The organism is Burkholderia sp. WP9, assembly GCF_900104795.1.
Classification (GTDB): domain Bacteria; phylum Pseudomonadota; class Gammaproteobacteria; order Burkholderiales; family Burkholderiaceae; genus Paraburkholderia.
In genome coordinates this window covers 2,755,746-2,777,973 of the sequence record NZ_FNTG01000001.1, presented here as the reverse complement: position 1 = coordinate 2,777,973, position 22,228 = coordinate 2,755,746, and the positions used below count along the sequence as shown (strand labels likewise).

The window sequence follows — 22,228 nt, the reverse complement described above, 5'->3', positions numbered from 1 at the left end:
GGTTATGGCCGCGCAGCCACGGACTCCCGGCGTGCGGCCAACTTCTCCGGTACGAGCGGAGCAAGCGCGCACGCGATCGAATCGATACATTGAAACAGCTTAAACGTAATCAACTCGCCAGGTACTTCTATGCCCAAAGCGTCTTCAACGGCCAGCATCACACGGACCGTGCCGAGCGAGGACAATCCAGCGGCGTAAAGGTCGTCCGTGTCGCTCAATGTTTCGACCGGCACGTCAAGGCACGCGGTTTCGGAAAGAACTCGGCGCAACTCGGCTTTCATCTTATCCCCTTTAACAGGCCGTTGAAATATCCGTCGTTGATGCGCACGGACGCAATACGACGGATGCAGATTTCGCACAGGCCCTCGATACATCGCTTGACGAATTCGTTTTATGGCCTTTCCCCGAGCATATTTCCCGCGCTACGAGAGTCTCAGTGTTATTGATTTGAATGGTGCGATCTGTGCGCCATCAGACCAAACCGGCCTGAAGAAACCATGTCCGGAAGGGGTGAGTCTGCCGCAGAACATCCGGCGGCGGGAAGATCGACTGGCAGCGATGGCCGCCGCTAGGCTCAAGATTGCGGCGCGGGCTGGACAAGATGCGAGAACGCAACCTAGCACATTGGTCACGCTGCACGCGAGACTGGACGCCAGTCGGCGCCGTCACCCTCGATGCGGAGCGCGAGTCAGTCGTCACGATGGCCTCGCACGCCAGATTTAAACAGCCGTTGGCTGCATGACTGAGGCGACAAGTACCTTGGCACACGCCGCTACGAATGGAACAGGTCATCGACGATGCGCCGCCCCCGCGCTATAACCACCCATGAGCGCATCCGCTTCGCTGCGAAATGGCTTACCTCGGGATTCCCCAAAACGCAGCGGCGGAAAAACGGCTCCTGCGGCACCCGCCTTGCAGATCCTCACTACCGCCAGATATCCGACTCTTCCCGTAGCGGTGCACCCGCCCTTCCGAGTGAAGTCTGCCTCAACGGCCACTTCGACGTCGAAACCTTGATATTAGGGCTACGCTGAAAAAGGTCAACGGCATTGGGCGTTCAATCGTTAGATGTGCATGAAACAACAGACCCTTGCGATGGCGGCCGATCAAGGCGCCGGATTTGAACAGTACCGTCGGCCAACCAAACGCGATGTGTTCCTTGAGACGATGGAGCAGATCGTGCCGTGGGCGCAATTGTGCGAGGTTGTCGAGCCGTACTATCCGAAGGGTCAAGGCGGTCGCCCGCCAGTGGGTCTGGAGCGCATGCTGCGCATGCACTTTGTGCAGCACTGGTTCAACCTGGCGGATGAGGCGTGCGAGGAGGCGCTGCTGGACAGCACCGCATTGCGGCGATTCGTCGGGATTGACCTGGGGCGCGAGCGGGTTCCCGATGGCACGACGCTGTTGAAGTTTCGCCGGCTGCTGGAGCGCAACAAGCTCGGCGAGCAGTTGTTCTCCAAGGTCGGCGAAGTACTGCAAGGGCATGGGCTGAAGGTTGGCACCGGCACGATCGTGGATGCCACCATCATCGGTGCGCCCAGTTCCACGAAGAATGCGGACAAGGCACGAGACCCCGAAATGCATCAGACGAGGAAGGGCCAGCAGTGGTACTTCGGCATGAAGCTGCACATCGGTGTGGATAGCCAGACGGGACTGGCACACAGCGCGGTAGTGACGGCGGCAAACGTGCATGACAAGCATCCGCTGCCGGCGCTACTGCACGGCGACGAGCGGCGTGTGTACGGCGACAGCGCCTATGCGAGCCAGAAGGAACTCATCGCCAGCAAGGCGCCGAAAGCGAAGGACTTCACCAACCAGCGTGTGCGCAATCGCAGTGGTGAAGTCGATGAAACCAGGCGCTCGAAAAACCGCAACAAGTCGAAGATTCGTGCCCGGGTCGAACACGTCTTTGCGGTGGTCAAGCGGCTGTGGGGCTTCGGCAAGGTGCGCTATCGCGGCCTCGCGAAGAACGCCACGCGTGCCTTTACTGCACTCGCGCTGGCCAACATCTACATGAGCCGCGCGCGGCTGATGGCACAGGTGCGTCCATAAGCAGCCGAAATGGGTCGAGAGCCCCGCTTGCCAGGCCCTTCAGGGCCGGGAAATCGAACCGGTCGCATCGCTGATCTCACATTCCGGAATTCAGCATCAAGCTGTCGGCGAAAACGGTGGCTTCTTCAGCGTAGCCTTAGTATGTGCGGCTCATAGGGTCGCCCAGGCGCTTGCAGGAGCAGCAGGCAGCGACGAACTGAACATCCGGCAGCGCGCATCCATGTTCATTCAGGAGTGGGGCGGGCTGGAGGCTTTCGGACTGCCGGCGGTCAAGCGGCTAGAGGCTCAACTGCGCGCGCTCTCGATGCAGATCACCTACTTCAAACCCCACGCATGGATTGCAATACCGGCACTTCGCCATGTCGCCGGAGAGCTGCGCCATGCGGGCCTGCTCTCCCGTCGGGACATGCCGTCGATCTTGAACCAATTGCACGCGCCGCTACCGCCCCGACCTCTCCTCGACGCGCAGGTTCGTCCCCAAGGAATTCGACGGCCACTTGAGGCGCCGAACGCTTATTGGGCAGAAGCCGAAAAGCTGTGGTATGACCAAGTCGGCGACGATGTTGCGGCTTGGGCAGACCGTGCCAATGAGCATGTCGTGGGTGAGGTTTCGCGATTCAAGATCTTTGAAGCAAGGCGCGCCGAGTATCGGCTTTACCGCATCCGAGCGCCTCGACTTCGGGGCGATGGCGACGCCTTTGGGGACTGGTATCAGCGGAACGTCGTCAATGTCGAAGCCACGGTGGAAAGCGGCTGGCAGTATTCGAAAAAGGAACTCGACAAGCTGCGCGACCCGAAGGTGAAGGCGTTCTTCCTCGTGAACCCGAGCAACCCGCCTTCGGTGAGATGGACGATGAGAGCCTTCAATACATCGCCGACATCGTCAAGGAACGCCCCGATCTGATCCTGTTGACCGACGACGTGTACGGCACCTTCGCCGACGACTTCGTCTCGCTGTTCGCGCTCGCGCCGAAAAACACCATCCTCGTGTACTCGTACTCGAAGTATCTCGGCGCGACCGGCTGGCGTCTCGGCGCGATTGCGACGCATCGCGACAACGTGCTCGACAAGCTGATCGCCGAGCTGCCGAAGGACACGAAGAAGCAGTTGCACGAGCTTTATGAATCGATCACGACCGAACCGGACAAGCTCAAGTTCATCGATCGGCCGGTCGCCGACAGCCGCACTGTCGCGCTGAATCACACGGCGGGGTTGTCGACGCCGCAGCAGGTGCAGATGGTGTTGTTCTCGTTGTTCGCGCTGTTGGACACGCCCGACGCGTACAAGAATGCGTTGAAGCGTCTGATCCGCAAGCGCAAGCAGGCGCTGTACGAACAGGTCGGTATTTCGTTCGAAGGCGACGATCCGAACCAGGTCGACTACTACACCATTCTCGACATCGTGTTCCTCGGCAAGCGCATGTTCGGCCGTGAATTCGTCGACTGGCTACTGAAGAACACCGAGCCGTCCGAATTGCTGTTCCGCCTCGCGCGTGAAGCGCGAGTCGTGCTGTTGCCGGGACGCGGCTTCGGTACGCAGCATCCGTCCGGACGGGTGTCGCTGGCGAATCTGAACGAGTCGGACTATCGGCAGATTGGCCGCGCGATGCGCAAGCTGATCGAGGAGTACGTCGAGCGTTATAACGCGGCAACCGGCAAGAAGCTCGATAAGACCAAGGTGAAGTGACAAACTCCTTGCGCAATTGCGCAGATCGGTGAATGATCGGACGAACGGCCCCGCCAGTGTCATTGCTGGCGGGGCCGCTTGTCACTTTGCGTCCTGACGTTCACGTACCGATCATGCCGACTTCATCCTCCCTCTCCGTTTCTACCGCAGTGCCTTGTCCGGTTGTCGAATCGCCCGACGCCATTCTTCCGGAAGAGCCGTTACTGATGATGGGCGCCGGCCCCGTGCCGATTCCCGCGGCGGTTGCTAGGGCCAATACGGTGGTGATCAATCACCTGGGCAGCACGATGGTGAAGGTGATCGGCCAGGTGAAGACTATGGCGCGCTACGTGTTCCAGACGAATTCGAAGTGGGTACTCGGCGTAGCCGGTCCGGGTTCGGCCGCGATGGAAATGGCGATCTCCAATCTCGCGTGGGAAGGTACCCACGTGCTAAGCATCAAGAACGGGTTTTTCAGCGAGCGGATGGCGGAGATGGGGCGGCGCGTCGGCGCGCGCGTGACGACCCTGGACTTCGCCGACCGTTCGGTGGCGACTCTCGAGCAGATTGCTGAGGCGATCCGCCGCGAGCGCCCGGAGATTGTGACGGTAGTGCAGGGCGAGACGTCGAACACGGTGTGGAATTACCACTTGAAGGACATTGCCGCGCTGGCGAAGGCCGCGGGCGCGTTGGTCATCGTCGATGCGGTGTGCACGTTGAGCACGATGCCGCTGGAGATGGACGCGTGGGGGATCGATGCCTAGGGCCGGAGCGCCAAAACCCGCTTACAAGCAATGAGTTATAGCAACGAGTTGTAAACTTGGCGGAAAACGCGTTTACTTCTGGTTTTTCAGAGTAGCGCAAATGAGCCTGGGAAAACATCTGAACAGTCTGCTGTCGGCAATAGAGGATCCCCGCGTCGTTGGACGAACGTGGCACAAGTTGATCGACGTTCTGTCGATTGCGCTGTTCTCTGTGCTGGCCGGCGCACAAGGGTGGGACGAGATGGAAGAATGGGGGCTTGCCAACGAAGCGAGGCTTCGGCAATACATCGAATTGCCCCATGGCATCCCGGGGCACGACACCATCCGACGGATCTTCGAGGTGCTCGATCCGAAGCAACTGGATGCGTGCCTGCTGAATTGGGTAGGCGAGGTGTGTCCGGATCTTCATTCGGTCATCGCAATCGACGGCAAGAGTGTGCGTGGTTCGGGCTCGCACGGCAAGGGTGTGCGTGCCTTGCATAGCGTGACGGCCTACGCGAGTCTAAGTTGGATGGTGCTGGCGCAGCAGCGTTGCGAGGAGAAGTCAAACGAGATCACTGCCATTGAAGCTCTGCTGCCCGTCCTGTCGCTCAAGGGCAACCTGGTAACCATAGACGCCATCGGCACTCAGGTGGCCATCGTCCAGAAGGTCACTGAGCGTGGTGGCGACTATCTGCTGGTTGCGAAGGATAACCAGCCCGGTCTTGCTCAGGCCGTTGAAGACTATATGCGACTCGGCAAAGCCCGCGATTGGGCGCACATGAATCCATCGATCTCTGAGACGCTGGATAAAGGGCATGGTCGCCTTGAAACCCGTCACTGTGTCGCAGTGGCAGCGCCGGACTATCTCAGCGAACTGGACCGCTGGCCCAGGCTTAAGAGCCTGGTGCGTATTGAGCGGACACGCGAGATCGCGGGCCAGGTCAGCTCGCAGACGCAGTACCTGATCAGCTCCGCAGCACCCGACGCCAAATACGTACTTGAGGCGAGCCGCATGCACTGGGCCATCGAGAATGGTTTGCATCATTGCCTTGACGTGACCTTCCGCGAGGACGCCAGCACCGTGCGCTCGCGCAATGCGACGGCCAATTTCGCCACTTTGCGCCGCATCACTTTGAATTTGCTGCGCATGCGGCCCGAATCCGGTAAGAAAAAGCGCAGCGTGGCCGCACGTCGCAAGGTCGCCGGCTGGAATCCCGACTACTTATTTGAGTTACTCCAGCTCACGCGACTTCCCAGAATTTGATGCTCCGGCCTTGGGACATAGTGGGGCTGGGGCCGTTGTCGTATGAAGCGCAGCTCGGCATGTACGTTCACGCGACCTGCGCGGTCACGCCGCAGCGTGAACCGTTGGGCGTGTTGACCGCCTGGATCTGGGCGCGTGAGCGCCACCGCGCCGGTGGTGTGCGTGACGGCGAGAAGGAAAACACGCGCTGGATTCAAGGATGCGAACGATTGGCCGAGCAGGCGGCCGATCCGCCCGGCACGCAGTTGGTACGCGTTGCGGACCGGGAGTCGGACATCATCGCACTGATACGCCGAGCGCACGATCTCGGCTGTCTGGCGGACTGTCTGTTTCGCGCCTAGCGCAATCGCGCGTTGGCCGAGGGCCAAAGGCTCTGGGATTGCGCCACGCAAGCTGAAACGCTCGGTGAAATCCGTTTCGCGTTGCCTAGTCGCCAGCGACAGCAAGCGAAGGAAGTTCATCAGCAAATATTGAGTCGGCGGATCGATCGGCCCGGTGCCCAAGGCGGTGAGGTGTCGATCAGTTGCCTGGTCGCGCGCGAAATAGACGCGCGGCCGGCTTGACACCGATCGAATGGCGCTTGCTGACCAATCGCGACGTGCCGGATCTCACCGAGGCCGCGCGGCCGATCGATTGGATTGGTATCGCGCCCGCTGGGAGGTGGAAACCTTCTTTCATGTGTTGAAGAGCCGTTGCAGAGTCGAAGCGCTATAGCTGAGCACGATCGAGCGCATCGAGCGGGCACTGGAGATGTTCATGGTGGCGGCGTGGTGCATCGCTCGTCTCATGCGGTTAGGCCGCACTTGCACGAACCTCGATGCCGGACTGCTGTTTGAGCCCAATAAAAGGAAGGCCGCCTTCATCCTGAACAAGAAGCCCCGACAAACCGCCGCAGCTGAATGAACTGGTACGGCTCGTCGCCATGCTCGGCGGCTTCCTCGCGCGCAAAGGCGACGGCGAGCCTGGCGTCAAAACCATCTGGCTAGGCACGCAGCGAATAGTAGACTTCGTTGCTGACATCAGATCAGATACAGGCGCGAGGTTGAGCACCACACTTGCTTGTAATGGAATGGGCTTGAAGTTCGCCTTGTCCCGGACAATTATTCTCATAGTCGCGGTCGGACGATATCTCTGCTGACATTGTATGATCGGACGAATCCCAGCTCATCTACCCTTTGGGACTGCGTGAACCGCCCCGGGGCGGTTCAGCGCCAACTGTAGTCCTCTCAAAAAACGCCACTTAAGAAAGTGGCGTTTTTCATGATGCAAGCCTAAATCAGATAACCGTAGCTGCCAACGCTGCCGATGGTTTCTGGATCGAGGTGAAGGTAAAGGTCTGCCACTCCGTCGTCAGAAAGACGAAGCGTCCTTGGCCAACGCCAGTGTTGTTGGGCCATTGCGCGGTCATAGACTGCCACCAGTCGGCGCCAAGGGACAGAATGAAACTCGTATTGATGTTCGGATCGGTCGCGCCGGCCGGAGAGCTGATTCTGGCTTCGACTGTAACGACAACACCTTGCGTCCCTGCAGGAATTGGTACTCTATTGGGCGGAACGAACTGAAATGCCTTGGTCGGATCGAGGCCTAAAGTCGTTACCCCGCTCGAATTTGAAATCTGCGAGGGAAAGTCGGTGTTGCCCGCAAAGGTCGGGAGGTTCAGTGCGCCACCAATCGAGCCTTCATTCTGCACCAGGGTCAGCTGGCCGGATGAGTTCAGGACATAGGTCTTGAAATTACGCAGCTGAGCCGTATCTGCCGTCGCTGTGGTTCCTGGCCCGGCCGCAAACTGAATCTCGCCCCAGCTAGTCATCGCCGTGAAGTCGGACGGTGGCGTGGGCTGCCAAATGACAGGAGCCGCGGCCCAGTCATAGCTTAGCGGAACACCGTTCGGATTAGCCTCATGAGCCATCAGCATCTGCGCAGCCGCTTCGCCGACCGTGCTTTGCAGGGTACCGGTAGCTGCGGTGCTGGAGCTGGCTGCGGCAGGCGCGCTGGCGGAAGAAGTGGGGGAAGTAGAGCTGGCGCCCCCGCTACTCTTTCGCCAGCGATTGGCAACTGCATCGGGATTAGACGAATCGCTGCCGCCACCGCCGCACGCGGCGAGGACGAGAGCACCGCCGCCCGCGACGAGTGAGGTCAGAAATTTGCGACGCATTGCGATTCGGGGGGCGACTGCGGTGTTTATAACTTGCTTGTTGTTCAGAAGCATTAATCTTTCCAATTGGTCGTGCGCTTTTGCCGGGGCGAACCCAGTCCTGCGGCATCAGCCGCACGCACGTTTCTCTAAGGCGGGAGAGACCGACGCGGAAAGACAGATCGCAAACGTTTGCGCTGTCCCGCGCTCGACGGTCGCGCGCGGCGACCCCGAAAGGCATCTCGGCGAATACAGACGAACTACGGGATTGGAGTAACCAGATATTCCGGAAGCACTCACTCACCTCGCGTCTCGATGGGACCCCCGGCGGGCCGATGAGGCACTGAGCAAAGTCGGTAGAACTTATCGACTTGTATTAATAATATCTGAAGAGATCGGCAGTTTCTACCGTGACGTTGTTACACGATGTACGTTTGTAACTTGTTATTGTTAGGAATCATTTTAATTTCGCCTAAAATTTTAGTTTTAGTTCGGGGCGCGCAAGCTAATTCATTTATTTACTATTGTTAGTATAATATTAAGATATCCTACTGGATTTGTAGTCGGCGGGAGCGAATCCAATTCGTATGACGAATTGTTATAAAGAAACGGCCGTTCGCGTGCTGGATGAGCTGTCGGTCGTAATCCATCCACCCGTAAGGCATGTGCGCGACCATCCGCGCCGATGTAAAAAATGGGTTTTAAGCAGACAATATAGCTGTATAAGCCGAACGTATTTTGGTCGGGCTTTCATGTAGTCGCGGGCTAATAATCATCTGATGTAAGCGAAAACCGAGCACAATCAATCAGGTTGCCAGAACCAGTCGATGTGACCGAGAAATGACACTTTGTAAGCGGGTTTTACAAAAATTTTTTTTTTAAAACCCGCGGCGCTCTTGCCGACCCACGCCAGCAGATCAAATGCGCGGTATTAACCATGGGTGGTCATTGACGAATGGCGAACGACATTTCTGCGGGGAAGAGTCAAGCTCGCCGGAGCAATGCCTACAAGATAATCGGCAGGAGAAGCGGATTTCGCGTTGTCTCCGCTTACGGATATTTGCGGCGTGATCGTCTACGAACATTCGGCCGACGCCAATTCTTTCGGAACAACCCGCCGTTGCTGCGCTGACGGTACAGACATTGTCTGTCCAATAATCATCAGCTCGGCGCACACATCTCTTTGCAGCATCGTTTTTAAACGGTGCGCAGGTCATTGGGACACCCGCCGAGGCAGGGTCGCCCCGATGCCACAAGGCTCGATAGCCGCTAACCGAATCCTGCCATTGCGATCTGAAATAACGCGAGTCTTAACACTGGATCTCTGTAGAAAGAATCCGCGCGTCCTCACGAGTGATCGTCGTCATCGTGAAGCATTTCCACTGCGTACCGACATATTCGAAACGTCCCTCTCCAACGCCAAGATTCGTACGGTAGTTGTCCCACTCCGAGTCCATGGCGAGCCAATAGTCAGCCCCTACCGAGAGGACCAATCGCTTGCTCAGGTCCGCAACCTTGCTCCCCGGCTCAGGATCAAGCTTTGCCTCTAGTGTCACAATCACGCCCCGAACCGCTTGCGGGTCAATTGCCGCTCTGGCGGAGGCCGGCCAAAAATGAAATGCGGCGAACGGGTTCGTGGTGACGACTGTATTGCCCTGTTGGTCGCGCCCAGTGTTGGCTTGTGTGTGCCGATTGTACTTATAGTCGGTCCTGAACTGGGCGCCATCGAACGAGTTCTCCGACTGGACAAGCTTCAGTTTTCCAGATGTCGTGAGCACGTAAGTTCTCAGGTTTCTAAGCGATACACGTAGGCTGATCGGATCGGTACCACTGGCACGAAATATCTGGCCCCACCCCGTCATGGCGCGAAAGTTACGCGCCGTAGCGCTGATGCCGTAAACGACGGGCTGGGTCCGCCAGTTATACGATGCAGGAACTCCATACGGTATGGCTTCGTGCGGAATCTTCATCTGCTGCACCGCCTTTCCGATAGTGATCGTGAGCGGTGCGGCATCATCGGCCAGAGCAGCAGGGCTCGTCATCATCGCGAGACATGCTGCGCCTGTGCTCACGAAGCCTGGGAAAAGATTCCCTGAATGTTTCATGTGAATCTCGGTCATCAACACAACACGAAAAGTTTGTCTCAGGCTTCAGTCTTGTCGATGCGCTTATTGTGGATCCGTCGCGCAATCATGCCTAGCGCGCGCCTGGCCATCTGTCGCAATAGGGCGCGCTCCGTCTCAAGAAGTGCATATCGATAGAATGCGAGCGACAGCACCGCGAGACATATCGCGCCGTAGACCACTCGCCAGCCTATGCCGTCAACTAAGATCGCTCCGCCCACGGCCAGTGTTTGCAAGGTGCAAACCAGTGCTAGCCGCCATATCGCCCCGATGGGCACGCTGGCCACGAAACCGCTCACCCACAGCAGCAAAACGAGGTCTAGCAACATCCGTAGACTCCAGATTACCGCCGCGCCTTCGATGCCATACCGTGACAGCATCCATTGCAGGCAGAGGATATAGACGGGCAGTTCAATGAGGTGCAGTATGGCGGTAATATCCGAGCGTCCATTCGCCTGAATTAGGTTCGACGGTACTTTCGCGAGACTATTGACCAGCAATCCGAGAGCAAGCACTTGGAGTACGAACGCGCTTTTCTGCTCGAAAACCGGTCCCAGCCAGAGACGTAAAAGCGGATGTGCGACGATGACGATGACCAGCACGAACGGAAATACGCAAGCGGTCATCAGTTTCGTGCCGAGGCTCATCATCTCCTCTCCCGCCATTCCGTCTGCGCTGAGCGCAAGCCGCTTCGACATCAACGGGAACAGAACGCCCAGAATACCTTCGGAAATGAAGTTCAGCCGGAACACCAGCTCGTAGGGCGTCGTGTAGAACGCGACAACCGCGGCGCCGAGGACCGAACTGATAAAAAACCTGTCCATGTACTCCATGACAGGGGACAGCATGTTAGACAATGCCGTCCAGCCGCCGTAGGAGAGCAGGTCCTTCAGGTTGACCGCAGTTGTGTGCGTCGAGTTCGACGACGGCAACTCCCTGTACACCGCCACGGCATAAGCCAGCGTCGACGCTGCGCGTCCGACAAGCAGCACAGCCACCATCGCGTCCAGTCGCACTGAGAATGGCAAAACACATACAGGCCCGACGAAGGTCCAGATGCCTTGCAGGACGCGAACGCCGTTGGTCACGTCAAAGCGTTGAAATGCCTCGAGGACGCCACGCAAGCCACTCGTCAACACAACGAGTGGAATGGCGAAACCCAGCATGAGGAACGAGCCGCGTGTCTCATTCAGATAGGCAGGCTTGACCTTCAACCAGGCAATGAATGCATCGTTGAAGAAAAGCACCATGACAGGTCCGATCAGACTTATCAGAAACATCATGATTAATGCACTGCGGACTATGGGCTTGACCTCGTGAGGTCGACCGCTTCCCAAGCTACGCGAAACATGCAGCGTGAGGGATCTCCCCAGGCCGAAGTCGAAAATCGTTAGATAGCCGATTACGGTCCATGCGATTGTTAACAAACCGAACCGTTCGGTGCCTATCCGGCTGATCACGAGCGGAATGCAGACAGCTCCGACCACGAAGGGAAGAAGGGGGCCGCTAATGTTGTAAATCAGATTCTTGACCAGCGAGTGAGGTGAGGACATTCGGATATCCCAGAAGTTCAGATCCGGTGGTGACGACATGCATTCAGAACCGGTTCAACAGGATCCCAACACGGGTGAGAACATTGTCCAGTCGGTTCTGCATCACAATTTCGCTCGACAACGCGAGCGCGATTCGCGGACGCAGACTGCGCTTCGCGCGGAGCGTGAGTTCCATGAGGCGGCGCTTGTCGCCTGACAGGTATTGGCCGTATAGCGCAAGGAAAAGTCTGTTCTGCTCAGACGGAAATCTACCGTTTAAACCCCTGAAAGTGCGCTCATAGCGCATCCTGATTCGCCCAAGAATGTTGGTCCACGCGCCTACCTGATTGTTTCCGTGCTGCCGGTATTTAATTGCAGAGCGGTCGTCGAAAATCACGCGACCGAACGCCGATACCGCGAGATAACACCACCAGTCGTGCATCAGGATTTCGCGCACCGACTCGGTCGAGATCACCAGATCTCGGGCCGACCGGTTCATGACGCCGGTGCATCCATACACGATGTTTTGAAACAATGCGTTCTTGAAGCTGATGTCCCTGAACAGTCTCTTCGTAAACCCAATATGGCGCAGACCTTCATCTACTACCTCCAGCTTTGAGCAATAGAGCAACGGTAGATGGCTGTCTCCTTCGGCACGTAACGCTTCCACTGCATTGGCAAGCTTGCATGGCTCCCAGAAGTCGTCTTGATCGGAAAACGCGAAGTAATCGCCTGAACTATCCGCCTGCTTTAGCGCGGTCAGGAAGCTTCCGGCTACGCCCCGGTTATCGCCGGCGATCCAATGGACGTTTTCGTGGCGCGAAGCAAAGTCGCGTACGATAGACATGGTCGAGTCGCGTGACCCGTCGTCCCTGACCAGCAGCGTAATGTTCACGTCATCCTGCGACAGGATGCTGTCTAGTTGTTCGGCAAGATATTTTTCGCCGTTGTAAGTAGATAGTATTACGGTTACCCGATCTTTGAGCATTGTGTTTCCGCTCCACCGATTTCATTGGACCATTGTGCACACAAATCCGAAATTGCCAGACGCGAGTTCGCCCGACTCCCGTTCAAATCGTCAATATTCGTATGACATAAAACGAATGTCTGGCAATCCGAAGTCTCTGCGCGGGAAGTAGTGTTGTTTGATCAACTCTGCCAGACCCGCTAAGGGATGCTTCATGTTGATCTGCTCGCGCTGGGGATGCCGGAAAGAGGTCGTCATTACAGCGTCTCTCGGACCCATCCCCGCCTCGTTGGAATTGGCAGGATTCAACCTTCGAGTTGCTAGGTTCCTGCAACCCATTTCGATATCAGCACCTTGCTGTTCAAGCCTCGGTGGATTGTCAGATCAGACCTGGTGCTTTGGGCAGAAACGTAAAGTGCCGCGTAAATGGATTTGACGGGGACGGGTGCGAATCTTTGCGTCTAATCGCTTGTATTAGAGTGGGTTGTGCAGTCAATTTTTAAATGAGTGTAGTGGTGGACACAACCTCTTTCAGTGCGCTCGCGCACAGTGCCGGATGAAGCGATGGGTAGCGACTACATCGACACGTTATACAGTCTGCAACGTACGTCGACCAATCTCTATTGCCTGTCTGCTTCCCTTGGCACTGTGCGTCAGCGCACTGAGAGAGATGATGCCCGCTGCTAGAATCGACTCCTAACTTCTGTGTGTAACGAGTGCAGGGGTAACCGATCCGGCAGGAAGACGCACTATCCGGACTTGTCATATTAATCCGCGCGACACTCGGCATACCTGCCGAAATGCACATACGTGCTCGGGAGGATGACTTCGATAAAAGGCTTCAGCGTCATCATCATCGCCGTCCGGCGCGCGAGGCACATCGGGAAGCTGTTCCGCGATAACGTCGAAATGTGACTGGGATGGGTGCAGCGGGTTCCTCGAAAAATACGGCCATCAATTCTGCCGACCGCAAGGGCGCGCCGCGTCGCTTGGGCATGCCCGTGCGTATCAGGTTATCTGTCATCAGAAAGGGCAATGACGATGGGAAAGAAGGCGGTTCTAAAGGAAGCCCTTGTCCACCTCGTGATCTGGATAGGCCTTGCACGTGCGGCGCGCATGCTGCTATGGCGTGACCGTGTCGCGATACTGCTCTATCACGATCCCGATCCGGCGACCTTGGATCGGCACCTCACGTACCTCAGCAAGTTTTGCGACCTCGTACCGCTTGAAGATTTTAGCCGACCGGGAAAGGGCCGTCCGCGAGCGGCGATCACGCTCGACGACGGGCATGAGGGCAATGCCAAATTGTTGCCGATTTTCATTAGACATAAGGTGCGTCCCACAATTTTTTTATGCAGCCGTATTGTTGGCCGGCCCCGCATGCACTGGTGGATGCATCCGGGCGCTGAACGCGCGGGCCTCGAGCGCCTGAAGCGACAGTCGAACGATGCACGCGTCGCGGAACTAGAGGATGCGGGTTTTCGCCAGGACGGCGACGATCGGGCGACCGGGCTAACAGTCGGGCAGATCGAGCAAATGCGGCCCTTCGTGGACTTTCAGTCGCACACGCGATTTCACCCGATTCTCACGCAGTGTGATGACACCGAATGTGCCGAGGAGATTGCCCGCTCGAAGCACGAGGTGGAGGCGCTCGTGAAACGCCGCTGCGAGCACTTTGCTTTTCCTAACGGCAACTATGGCCCGAGAGAGATTGAATTGGTAAAAGCGGCTGGGTACAAAACTGCGCGCACGTGCGACATCGGCTGGAACGATCAACTGACCGACCCGTTTCGTCTGCGGGCGATGATTATCGGCGATGAGGCGTCGATCGCCATGTTCGCGGTTCAATTGACGGGTATTCCGCGCTTGCTCAAGTACGGGTTTCGCAGCAAGCGATGGGACGGACGTTTTCCGCAATTTTGATCGCGGTTGAAGCGGTGGTCGGCAAATGTGCACCTTCGCGCAGTTCCTCGGCGCGTACGCAGCTAGAGTGTTACTGGCAATGCAATAGTCGGACTTGTGGGCGGGTTCGGGCTGCGCTGCGAAATCGTCGCGGCGAGCTAGTGGTCGGGTAATCGACGGATTGAACCAGGGCGCCTGGGTGCGCTATGGGTTGTGTTCTGATGAGGTTCGGATGAAAACGAAAGTCCAGAAGCATGTCCAGCAACGTCCGTCGACCGACGCAATCGACTTTCTCTCTGCTATCGATTCCGTGCTCGATCACAAAAGGTTGATTGCAGCCGCAACTATCGGTGTTTTTCTGATTGGCTGCGCATACGCGTTTCTTGCGCCTCCAGTCTATGAGGCAAATGCGTTGATCAAGGTCGCTGATGCCGACAAGCAGCCGCCGGCGTCAGCAGATACGCTGAGTTACTACGTTGCGCCCACTTTCAACGACAACGCATCGGCCGAAGCCGCGATTCAGGTTATCGGGTCGAGGCACATCGTTGCGCAGGCGGTGGCCAACGATAAGCTCTATATAAACGCGGCGCCGCACCGTTTCCCACTGATCGGGCTGGCGATCGCCCACTACACCGATGGCCTTTCTGATCCAGGACTATTAGGGCTTGGAGGCTACGTCTGGGGCGGTGAGAATATCAAGGTGGGTGCTTTTGATGTTCCCCAAAAATTTGAAGATAAGAAATTCACCGTTCGTGCGCTTGCCGATGACCGCTACGACCTGGTTGGTCCCGGACTGGAGTTCAGTGTCGTTGGACGCATTGGCGTGACGGAGCGATTCGGCACGAAAGCGGGGCCACTTACCGTACGCATTGAGTCCATACACAGCAGGCCGGGAGGTGAGTTTATCGTCACCCGAAACTCTGAACCCGTGCTGGTAGAGGAACTGCAAAAGAAGCTCAAACTTGCCGAGGCGGGCACGAAGACGCACGTGGTTAAGCTGTCCATGCAGGGCACCGACCCAATAGTTCTGGCCCGAACGGTCAAAGAGATCTCCGATCTTTATGTGAACTGGAGCAACGAGCGCAAGGCCAGACTGGCGCATGATGCGCTCGCCCACATTAGCGAAACGTTACCGGAGATGGAGAGGCAGGTCACGAATTCGGAAACCGCGTACAACAATTTTCGCGATGCGAATGGGATGCTCGATCTCAGTGAAGAGGGGCGACTGTTACTGAAACAAATCGCGGATAACAATGCCGCGCTGCTCGAACTTAAGCGCAAGCGTCAGGCGCTATCCGCAACGTTCGCTAGGGGGAACGCGAACGTCGTGGCGGCGGACCAGCAGATTGACGCAACCCAGCGCGCAATCGATGCGCTGAATGTCCGCGTGCGCGCCATGCCTCAGACCGAGCAGGGTGCGCTGCAATTGATGCGCAATGTTCGCGTCAACACCGACGTGTATGTTGCGATGCGCAAGTATGCGGAAGAGATGCAGGTTGTGAGCGCCGATAAGGCGGGTTCGGCGGAAATCATTGATCCCGCAGAAGTCCCTGCCCGTCCCGTCAGGCCAGTGAAGTGGCTGATTATGCTCGGCTCGCTCTTGCTGGGCGCCGTGGTTGGAGGGGGGGGGGCCATAGTGTGGGATCGGTTGCGCCGGGGCGTGACAGATACCGATGAAATTGAATCTGCAAGCGGATTAAATGTCTATGCGACGATTCCGGTGAGCGACAGGCAGGAAGAGATCATGCGCAGGGCTGACCGGGATTTGCCGCAGCAGCTGCCTCTCGCGGCAAGCTATCCGCGCGATCCCGCCATTGAAAGTCTGCGCATGTTGCGATCCGCCATCCAGTTGTTGTTGCTCGGCGCGCCGAACAACGTGATCATGCTCGCGGGCCCGCTACCCGAGATAGGGAAGTCGTTTCTCGCAACTAACCTCGCGACGGTGCTCGCCGCGGGGGGCAAACGGGTGCTGTTGATCGATGGCGATCTGAGAAAGGGGCAACTCTACCGGTATCTCCGCGTTCCAAAGAGTGAAGGGCTCAGCGAGGTGCTGTCGGGTCACAGGCGGTTCGACGAAGTCGTCACACCGGGAGGAACGCCCAACCTCGATCTTCTTCAGACAGGAAGCTACCCGGCAGCCGCTGCGGATCTACTGACGACGGGACGCTTCAGCGAGTGCGTTCGGGATGCGTCGCGGGCTTATGACATTGTCCTGATCGACACACCGGCGGTACTGGCTGTGTCCGACGCAGGCATGATGGCTCCAGTCGCCGGGTCGGTTTTCCTGGTTGTGCGCTTTGCGGACACGCTCGTCGGTGAAATCGATGCAACGATTAAGCGTCTTGGCCAGGCCGGCGCTCGCATCAGCGGGATCGTGCTTAACAGGGTGAAGGTGCGCAGTAGCAACTACGCAATGGCGAGGCGGTACGGCACATATGCCAAGGTTGCGCATCACTACGATTCCAGTGCGGAGTGAACGGCTCTGCGATGGGTCAGCCGCGATTTACCGCTCGCAGGTAATCCAACGGTCTAGGCGAATCGGGCGACGTCCACATTCCAACCGTCCGGGCCTGGATTCGTCTTCCGGCGGTGTCGGTTGGACCGCACAAGTGTCAGAGTAAAGCTTACGCCAGAGGGGCGCCGCGTCCCCGCGCTATCTGGCCTGCGTCATATTTCTTCGGAGATGGAATGAATGTGAGATCCGTCAGTGGGGAGTACGCGCGGAGCGGCTTCTCCTACCAATCGCTTTTGCTTTGGGAATTCAGCTACGTAGCGATTCTCCTGCTTTGGGCCTTCACGGGTCAGGCTGACGCCCTGAAGCTGGTCGCCAACGGGTTCGCATTTGCAGTGGTATTGCGGGTCGGCGTGGTGTTGCTCGCGCAAACCAGCCGGCTCGATCGTGCCTCTTGTGTCCTGATGTGCTTCGTCCTTTTTTTCGCAGTGGCCAATCTGATTGTCAACGTCGGTGAGGCGCAAATCGGCGAGACCATCAAGATACTGTCCATTTTCATGTTCTACTTTGCGGGGCAAACAACCGACGAAGAATACTTCGAAAACACCCCTAGCTTCTCGCTAGTTGCGCTATTTGTTGCGGTGCCTGTACTCAGTGCACTCTTCGATTTGTATCGCGGGGGCGCGGCGCCGAACAGCGAACTCAACGAACAAACGCTCTCCTTCTTCGCGAACCGGAACAACGCGGTCGCGTTTACTGTCATCAGTTCATGGACATTGATGCTTGCGGGCGTCAAGCGCTGGCTCATCGTTGGTTATCTCGCCGCGTGCGTACTCGCGTTCAAGACGTTAGGCGCATTGATGGCCATCGCGATGGCACTCTATCTCGTCTATCCCGGTTTCAACATACTGCGTAACCTGATCATCGGAGCCGCAGTCGCAGGGTTCTATGTCAAATTTGACGATGACCTCGAGATACTGGCGCGGGCGAGCAATGCATGGCGCTCGCTCAATAGTGTGCTAGCGGAGTCAAACGGAGTCTGGGGCCTTAGCAGACTGGACTACGGGCAGATCTACACTGCCGCTGGAACGAGCGACATCTCGCTGATCTTCCGGCTGAAGCACTGGGTCAATCTAATAGGCCTATACATGGATGGCCCACTGGTCAATCAGATTTTCGGTTTTGGTGTTGGGAGCAGCGTGGAACTCACAGAGCAGAAGCTTGTGCCACACAACGACTATCTCAGATTCTTTTTTGAGCTCGGTCCTGGATTGTTAATTTGCTTCGTTTTACTGAATCTTATGATTTTGAGAAGGATTGGCGCGCATTTTATATCAATCCCCGCGATCTTTCTTTTTATTTATTTCTTCTCGGACAATCTGGTCAACAATTTTCTGGTGATGTCGTTTTTCTATTTCACAGCAGGCGCCATATCCAGCAGCGCACGGCGCTCCCGAGTTAACTAGTCCGATGACATGCGTGGCACCGAAAGTTGCCGACGCAGATGAAGCGTTGAGGGAATAATGAACACGCAATTGAGTGTCTTGAACGTGTCGCAGAATCACTTTGTTAGAGGTGGGTCGGATCGGTATTTTCTGTCGCTTGGCGATCTTCTTTCACGACAGGGGAATCTTGTGGTCCCATTTTGTGCAAGGAGCGAAAAGGACCAGCCATCGGAGTGGTCAACGTACTTTCCGCCGGGGGCAGATTTCGAGTCGCCGTCGGTACTGGACGTCCTGAAGTATCATTATTCGCCGGCTGCAAAAAACAATCTCCGGAAGCTCGTTTCCGGTAACCGGTTCGATATTGCCCACCTCCACATTTACTACGGCAAGCTGACTTCGTCAATTTTGCCGGTACTAAAGGACGCGGGCATCCCGATAGTTCAGACCGCGCATGACTACAAGCTGATATGCCCAGTATACAGTTGCAGCCGTGGCGGGAAGGCCTGCGAGGAGTGCCGCGGGAAAGAATATTGGCGAGCGATGGTGTATAAATGCAATCGGGGTTCGTATCTGCGAAGTGCGATATCGATGTCGGAGTCGTACGTCTCCCGATGGTTAGGCAGCGTCGATACGATTGACAGGTTTATCGCGGTAAGTCAATTCAGCGCTGCGCGGATGGGTGTGAACGGAATTGATCCGAGCAGAATCTCCGTCGTACCTAACTTCATTGACGTTGAGCAGTTCACGCCCCAAACGGAAACCGGGCGTTACTTTGTTTACTTTGGGCGGATTGAGCATTCAAAAGGGATAGGGACGCTAGTCAAGGCATTCATGCAACTGCCAGATATCCCACTAATGGTGATCGGGGAGGGAGGTTTGCTTCCCGAGGTTCAGGCACTGGCTGCCACAAGCCCCAACATCCACTTTGCCGGATTCAAGAACGGCTCAGAACTATATTCGTTGGTCGGGCAGTCCGTTGCATCGATCCTGCCGTCGGAATGGTACGAAAACTGTCCGATGGCCATTCTCGAAAGCTTTGCTTTGGGGCGGCCAGTCATTGGTACACGTATTGGCGGCGTACCGGAATTAATCTCGCAGGGCGAAGATGGCTACCTTATCGATCCGGGAGATGTGGATTCGCTTTGCGCGGCAGTACGGGGACTCTGGGAGCGGCGCGGCGACCATGAAATGGGCCGGGCAGCGCGACGCAAAGCGGAGCATGAGTTCTCCTCCGAAATACATTATCGGCGAATTCGAGACGTGTATGACTCGCTTCGTGGCACGTAGAGTGAAGGGAGCTGGAGGTGCCGCTTGAGGGGGGCGGATTTCCCTTTCGAGCTTTTGCGCGCAAGGAGAGCGTGGAATAGCTCGGCACGCTTTGGCCCCGGCGAAAGCGGTTTCAGACAGGCTTTGCGGGAACCCTAGACGCACCCGCAGCGACAGACCCAACTGATGTCGCTCGCGAGACGCTCTGACTGTGCGCCGTAGCGATTTCGACTTCTTCGTCGCGTAACCCTATGCAACGGCGTTATGGGAACGCAATATGCGTCGCTTTCTGCTGGTGCGAATTTTGTCGTGATACCTGACTCACGCGTCTCGCAATGCACCGAGACGAATTTAGTTTGAGCGTCTGATAGCGCACACAGAAGGAAGTCCGCGCAGGCATATCCTTGCAACAGGATCGATGTCAGAACTTGGCGCGCTCATGCGCTCGTAGATGTCAACTAGCTGAATGCTGTCGGCGCATCCATAACCAACGCCCGATCAACGGTGGCTTAAAAACCGAACACCTGCTCAATCTCGCCGCGAGGGCCCAAATCGCAGGCGAGGCGCGTCGTTTCTTACAGCAAATAGCAATGATCATCGGGTCAATAGTCAGCGTTTTGCGATTTATCCGATGTGAGTTGCATTTGTTTGATTTCCGTTTCGCGAATATTGTTAATGTTTAGTAATACGAATTGTTTGATCTGATTTTCGTGCAAATCCACGATGGAGAAGAGTCGATGAGAGCAAACAAGTCCCTTGCAATTCTCGGTACTCGAGGTATTCCCGCGTGTCACGGTGGATTTGAAACATTCGCAGAGCGACTCGCCCTTCACCTTACGCAGCGCGGCTGGGATGTCACGGTCTATTGCCAAGGTGACAGCGCCTTGGGGAATCGGGTCGATGACTCATGGCGTGGCGTTCATCGGATCGTCTTGCCAGTGAAGCGCGAGGGAGCTGCAGGGACAATAGAGTTCGACTGGGCCTGCGTGCGAGACGCAGTCAAAATGCAGCCGGGCGTTGCCCTGACGCTCGGCTACAACACGGCCATCTTTTGTGTGTGGATGAGACTGCTCGGTGTAAAGAATGTGATCAATATGGATGGTCTTGAATGGCGGCGTGACAAATGGCGCCCGCACGAACGGGCGTGGCTATGGCTCAACGAGCGTATTGGCTGTTTGGTCGGCAATCATCTGATAGCGGATCACCCGGCCATAGCTGACCACTTAGCGACACGCGTGCGTCGCACAAAAATTTCGACTATCACCTATGGTGCTGATCGCATTGAGAAGGCAAATGAAAAGCTCTTGGGCGATCTCTCATTGTCTCCTTACAACTACGGAATCTTGATTGGAAGGCCAGAACCGGAGAATTCGATATTGGATGTTGTGCGGGCGTTTTCGCAAAGAAAGCGCAACGCAAAGCTGGTTGTGCTGGGGAAATATGAGCCGACTAAGCACAAGTATCATCGCGAAATTATGGATTCAGCAGGGAGCGAGGTGCTCTTTCCGGGGGCAGTCTACGACACGGAGACACTGCGCTCATTGAGATTTCACGCGCGGTTTTATCTTCACGGCCACAAGGTAGGCGGCACCAATCCGTCGCTTGTGGAGGCGCTCGGCGCCGGTAATGCGGTGATTGCACACGACAATGTCTTTAACCGCTGGGTTGCCGGAGTGGGCGCCCGATATTTCTCGTCGCAATCTCAGTGTGCGGATCATATCGGCGAACTCCTGGCTGACGATGCCGATCTGGCGAAGATGCGCGCGAGCAGCATCGAACGGTTCTCAAACATGTTTGAGTGGAGCGGAATTCTGGAAGAATATGAGGGCTTGCTCGTGCAATATTGCCGCCCAGAAACTGCACCCGCTGCGACTCTTTAGCTTACGGGCGAACTCGGATTGCAATGCGCAAGGTAAGGCTGTAACAGCGATCGCTAGTATCAATGAGAGCGTGGAAATGGGGCCTGTCATAATGAAGAAGTGAATAGCCTTCCGCCGCGGCGGGGATTTCGTCGCGTTCACGAAATCCGTGATGCGGCTTGGCATTGGAGCGACGACGAACGTTGGTGCATCCGTCGCAATCGCACAATCTTCTTTCGCACTACGACCTCTGTTTTCACCTGCGCCGTCAGGGCCTTGGTACTCATGGTTTCTCAGACTTACTGCATGGGTATCCGGATTCGCGAAGGCGTGCGATCTGGATGCGCTACCCGATCCGCTGCTTTCCGAAGACGTCCCCGCCTGTGCCTCGCTCCCATCGCCCTCGTGTTCCGTCCCAGAAATAGACTTAGATAATTTTGGATTGTTCTATGATCGAGTCGTCATCGACGGGAGCCGATCATGGGACGCAATGGGATCGAGGTTATGGTGAAGTAACGGGAGGGGAACAGTTGCTATCCATGAGTCGTTCGCGTTCATTGCCTCATTCTCTGGTGTGTCGGGCAAAGATTGTCCTGATGGACGCTGGCGGTTACACGACCAAAGAAATTGCGATGCAAGGCGAAGTGACGCCGACGGCGATCACACACTGGGAGAATCCGTTTGTCGCTCAGGGGTTTTGCGGGTCTACATGATAAATTTTGCCTAGACCGACCACGCACGCATGACGACGAGGCGGTCGCGAAATTACTGGCCAAGGTGTTGCGTGAGAAGCCGGACGGTGCGACGCACTGGAGCGCGCG

The 22,228-nt window shown here is 56.7% G+C and carries 14 protein-coding genes and 3 pseudogenes; 12 read left to right on the top strand and 5 right to left on the bottom strand.

Features of this window, described 5'->3' with window-relative positions; translation table 11 throughout:
- Positions 1 to 2: 2 nt before the first annotated feature.
- Positions 3 to 281, bottom strand: a complete 279-nt coding sequence (locus tag BLW71_RS12330; RefSeq protein WP_091796561.1) for an acyl carrier protein — start codon at positions 279 to 281, stop codon at positions 3 to 5.
- 793 nt (positions 282 to 1,074) lie between these two features.
- Here BLW71_RS12330 and BLW71_RS12315 point away from each other — a divergent pair.
- From BLW71_RS12315 to BLW71_RS42245, 7 genes and pseudogenes are all read left to right on the top strand, one after another.
- The gene (locus BLW71_RS12315) at positions 1,075 to 2,052 is read left to right on the top strand and encodes an IS5 family transposase (protein WP_091796501.1); all 978 of its coding nucleotides are present in this window, start codon (positions 1,075 to 1,077) and stop codon (positions 2,050 to 2,052) included.
- A gap of 709 nt (positions 2,053 to 2,761) precedes the next feature.
- Positions 2,762 to 3,738, top strand: a pseudogene (locus BLW71_RS12310) (bifunctional aspartate transaminase/aspartate 4-decarboxylase); the annotation flags it as partial.
- Between the two features lie 113 nt (positions 3,739 to 3,851).
- Positions 3,852 to 4,478: pseudogene (locus tag BLW71_RS12305) on the top strand (aminotransferase class V-fold PLP-dependent enzyme); the annotation flags it as partial.
- A 103-nt stretch (positions 4,479 to 4,581) separates the two neighbouring features.
- Positions 4,582 to 5,727 (top strand): ISAs1 family transposase, encoded by a 1,146-nt coding sequence (locus tag BLW71_RS12300; RefSeq protein ID WP_091796559.1) that lies wholly within the window; start codon positions 4,582 to 4,584, stop codon positions 5,725 to 5,727.
- The gene (locus BLW71_RS12295) at positions 5,727 to 6,068 is read left to right on the top strand and encodes a hypothetical protein (RefSeq protein WP_143048327.1); all 342 of its coding nucleotides are present in this window, start codon (positions 5,727 to 5,729) and stop codon (positions 6,066 to 6,068) included. Before BLW71_RS12300 ends, BLW71_RS12295 begins: the two co-directional genes overlap by 1 nt.
- 232 nt (positions 6,069 to 6,300) lie before the next feature.
- Positions 6,301 to 6,441 carry a transposase gene (locus BLW71_RS42780; RefSeq protein ID WP_353615885.1) on the top strand — a complete coding sequence of 47 codons (141 nt, stop codon included), beginning with the start codon at positions 6,301 to 6,303 and terminating at the stop codon, positions 6,439 to 6,441.
- 36 nt (positions 6,442 to 6,477) lie between these two features.
- Positions 6,478 to 6,865: pseudogene (locus BLW71_RS42245) on the top strand (IS4 family transposase).
- Positions 6,866 to 7,003: 138 nt separating this feature from the next.
- On the opposite strand, the gene BLW71_RS12285 reads toward BLW71_RS42245, so the two are convergent.
- From BLW71_RS12285 to BLW71_RS12270, 4 genes are all read right to left on the bottom strand, one after another.
- Positions 7,004 to 7,936, bottom strand: a complete 933-nt coding sequence (locus BLW71_RS12285; protein ID WP_091796556.1) for a hypothetical protein — start codon at positions 7,934 to 7,936, stop codon at positions 7,004 to 7,006.
- 1,235 nt (positions 7,937 to 9,171) lie between these two features.
- Positions 9,172 to 9,966: a hypothetical protein gene (locus tag BLW71_RS12280; protein WP_143048326.1), complete on the bottom strand. Its 795-nt coding sequence runs from the start codon at positions 9,964 to 9,966 to the stop codon at positions 9,172 to 9,174.
- Positions 9,967 to 10,004: 38 nt separating this feature from the next.
- Entirely contained in the window at positions 10,005 to 11,537 is a 1,533-nt protein-coding gene (locus BLW71_RS12275) for a flippase (RefSeq protein WP_177205017.1), read from the bottom strand.
- Positions 11,538 to 11,580: 43 nt separating this feature from the next.
- Entirely contained in the window at positions 11,581 to 12,504 is a 924-nt protein-coding gene (locus BLW71_RS12270; protein ID WP_091796553.1) for a glycosyltransferase family 2 protein, read from the bottom strand.
- Between the two features lie 1,014 nt (positions 12,505 to 13,518).
- Here BLW71_RS12270 and BLW71_RS12265 point away from each other — a divergent pair.
- The 5 genes from BLW71_RS12265 to BLW71_RS12245 all read left to right on the top strand — a co-directional run bounded on the left by BLW71_RS12265 (position 13,519) and on the right by BLW71_RS12245 (position 21,428).
- Positions 13,519 to 14,406, top strand: coding sequence for a polysaccharide deacetylase family protein (locus BLW71_RS12265; protein WP_091796552.1), 888 nt, complete (start codon positions 13,519 to 13,521; stop codon positions 14,404 to 14,406).
- Between the two features lie 211 nt (positions 14,407 to 14,617).
- On the top strand, positions 14,618 to 16,861 hold the full coding sequence (locus BLW71_RS12260) for a polysaccharide biosynthesis tyrosine autokinase (protein WP_091796551.1): 2,244 nt from the start codon (positions 14,618 to 14,620) through the stop codon (positions 16,859 to 16,861).
- Between the two features lie 212 nt (positions 16,862 to 17,073).
- Positions 17,074 to 18,303, top strand: coding sequence for a hypothetical protein (locus BLW71_RS12255; protein WP_091796550.1), 1,230 nt, complete (start codon positions 17,074 to 17,076; stop codon positions 18,301 to 18,303).
- Between the two features lie 57 nt (positions 18,304 to 18,360).
- A complete protein-coding gene (locus tag BLW71_RS12250) occupies positions 18,361 to 19,569 on the top strand; it encodes a glycosyltransferase family 4 protein (RefSeq protein WP_091796549.1) in 1,209 nt (402 codons plus the stop codon).
- A 671-nt stretch (positions 19,570 to 20,240) separates the two neighbouring features.
- The gene (locus BLW71_RS12245) at positions 20,241 to 21,428 is read left to right on the top strand and encodes a DUF1972 domain-containing protein (RefSeq protein WP_286161987.1); all 1,188 of its coding nucleotides are present in this window, start codon (positions 20,241 to 20,243) and stop codon (positions 21,426 to 21,428) included.
- Positions 21,429 to 22,228 lie beyond the last annotated feature (800 nt).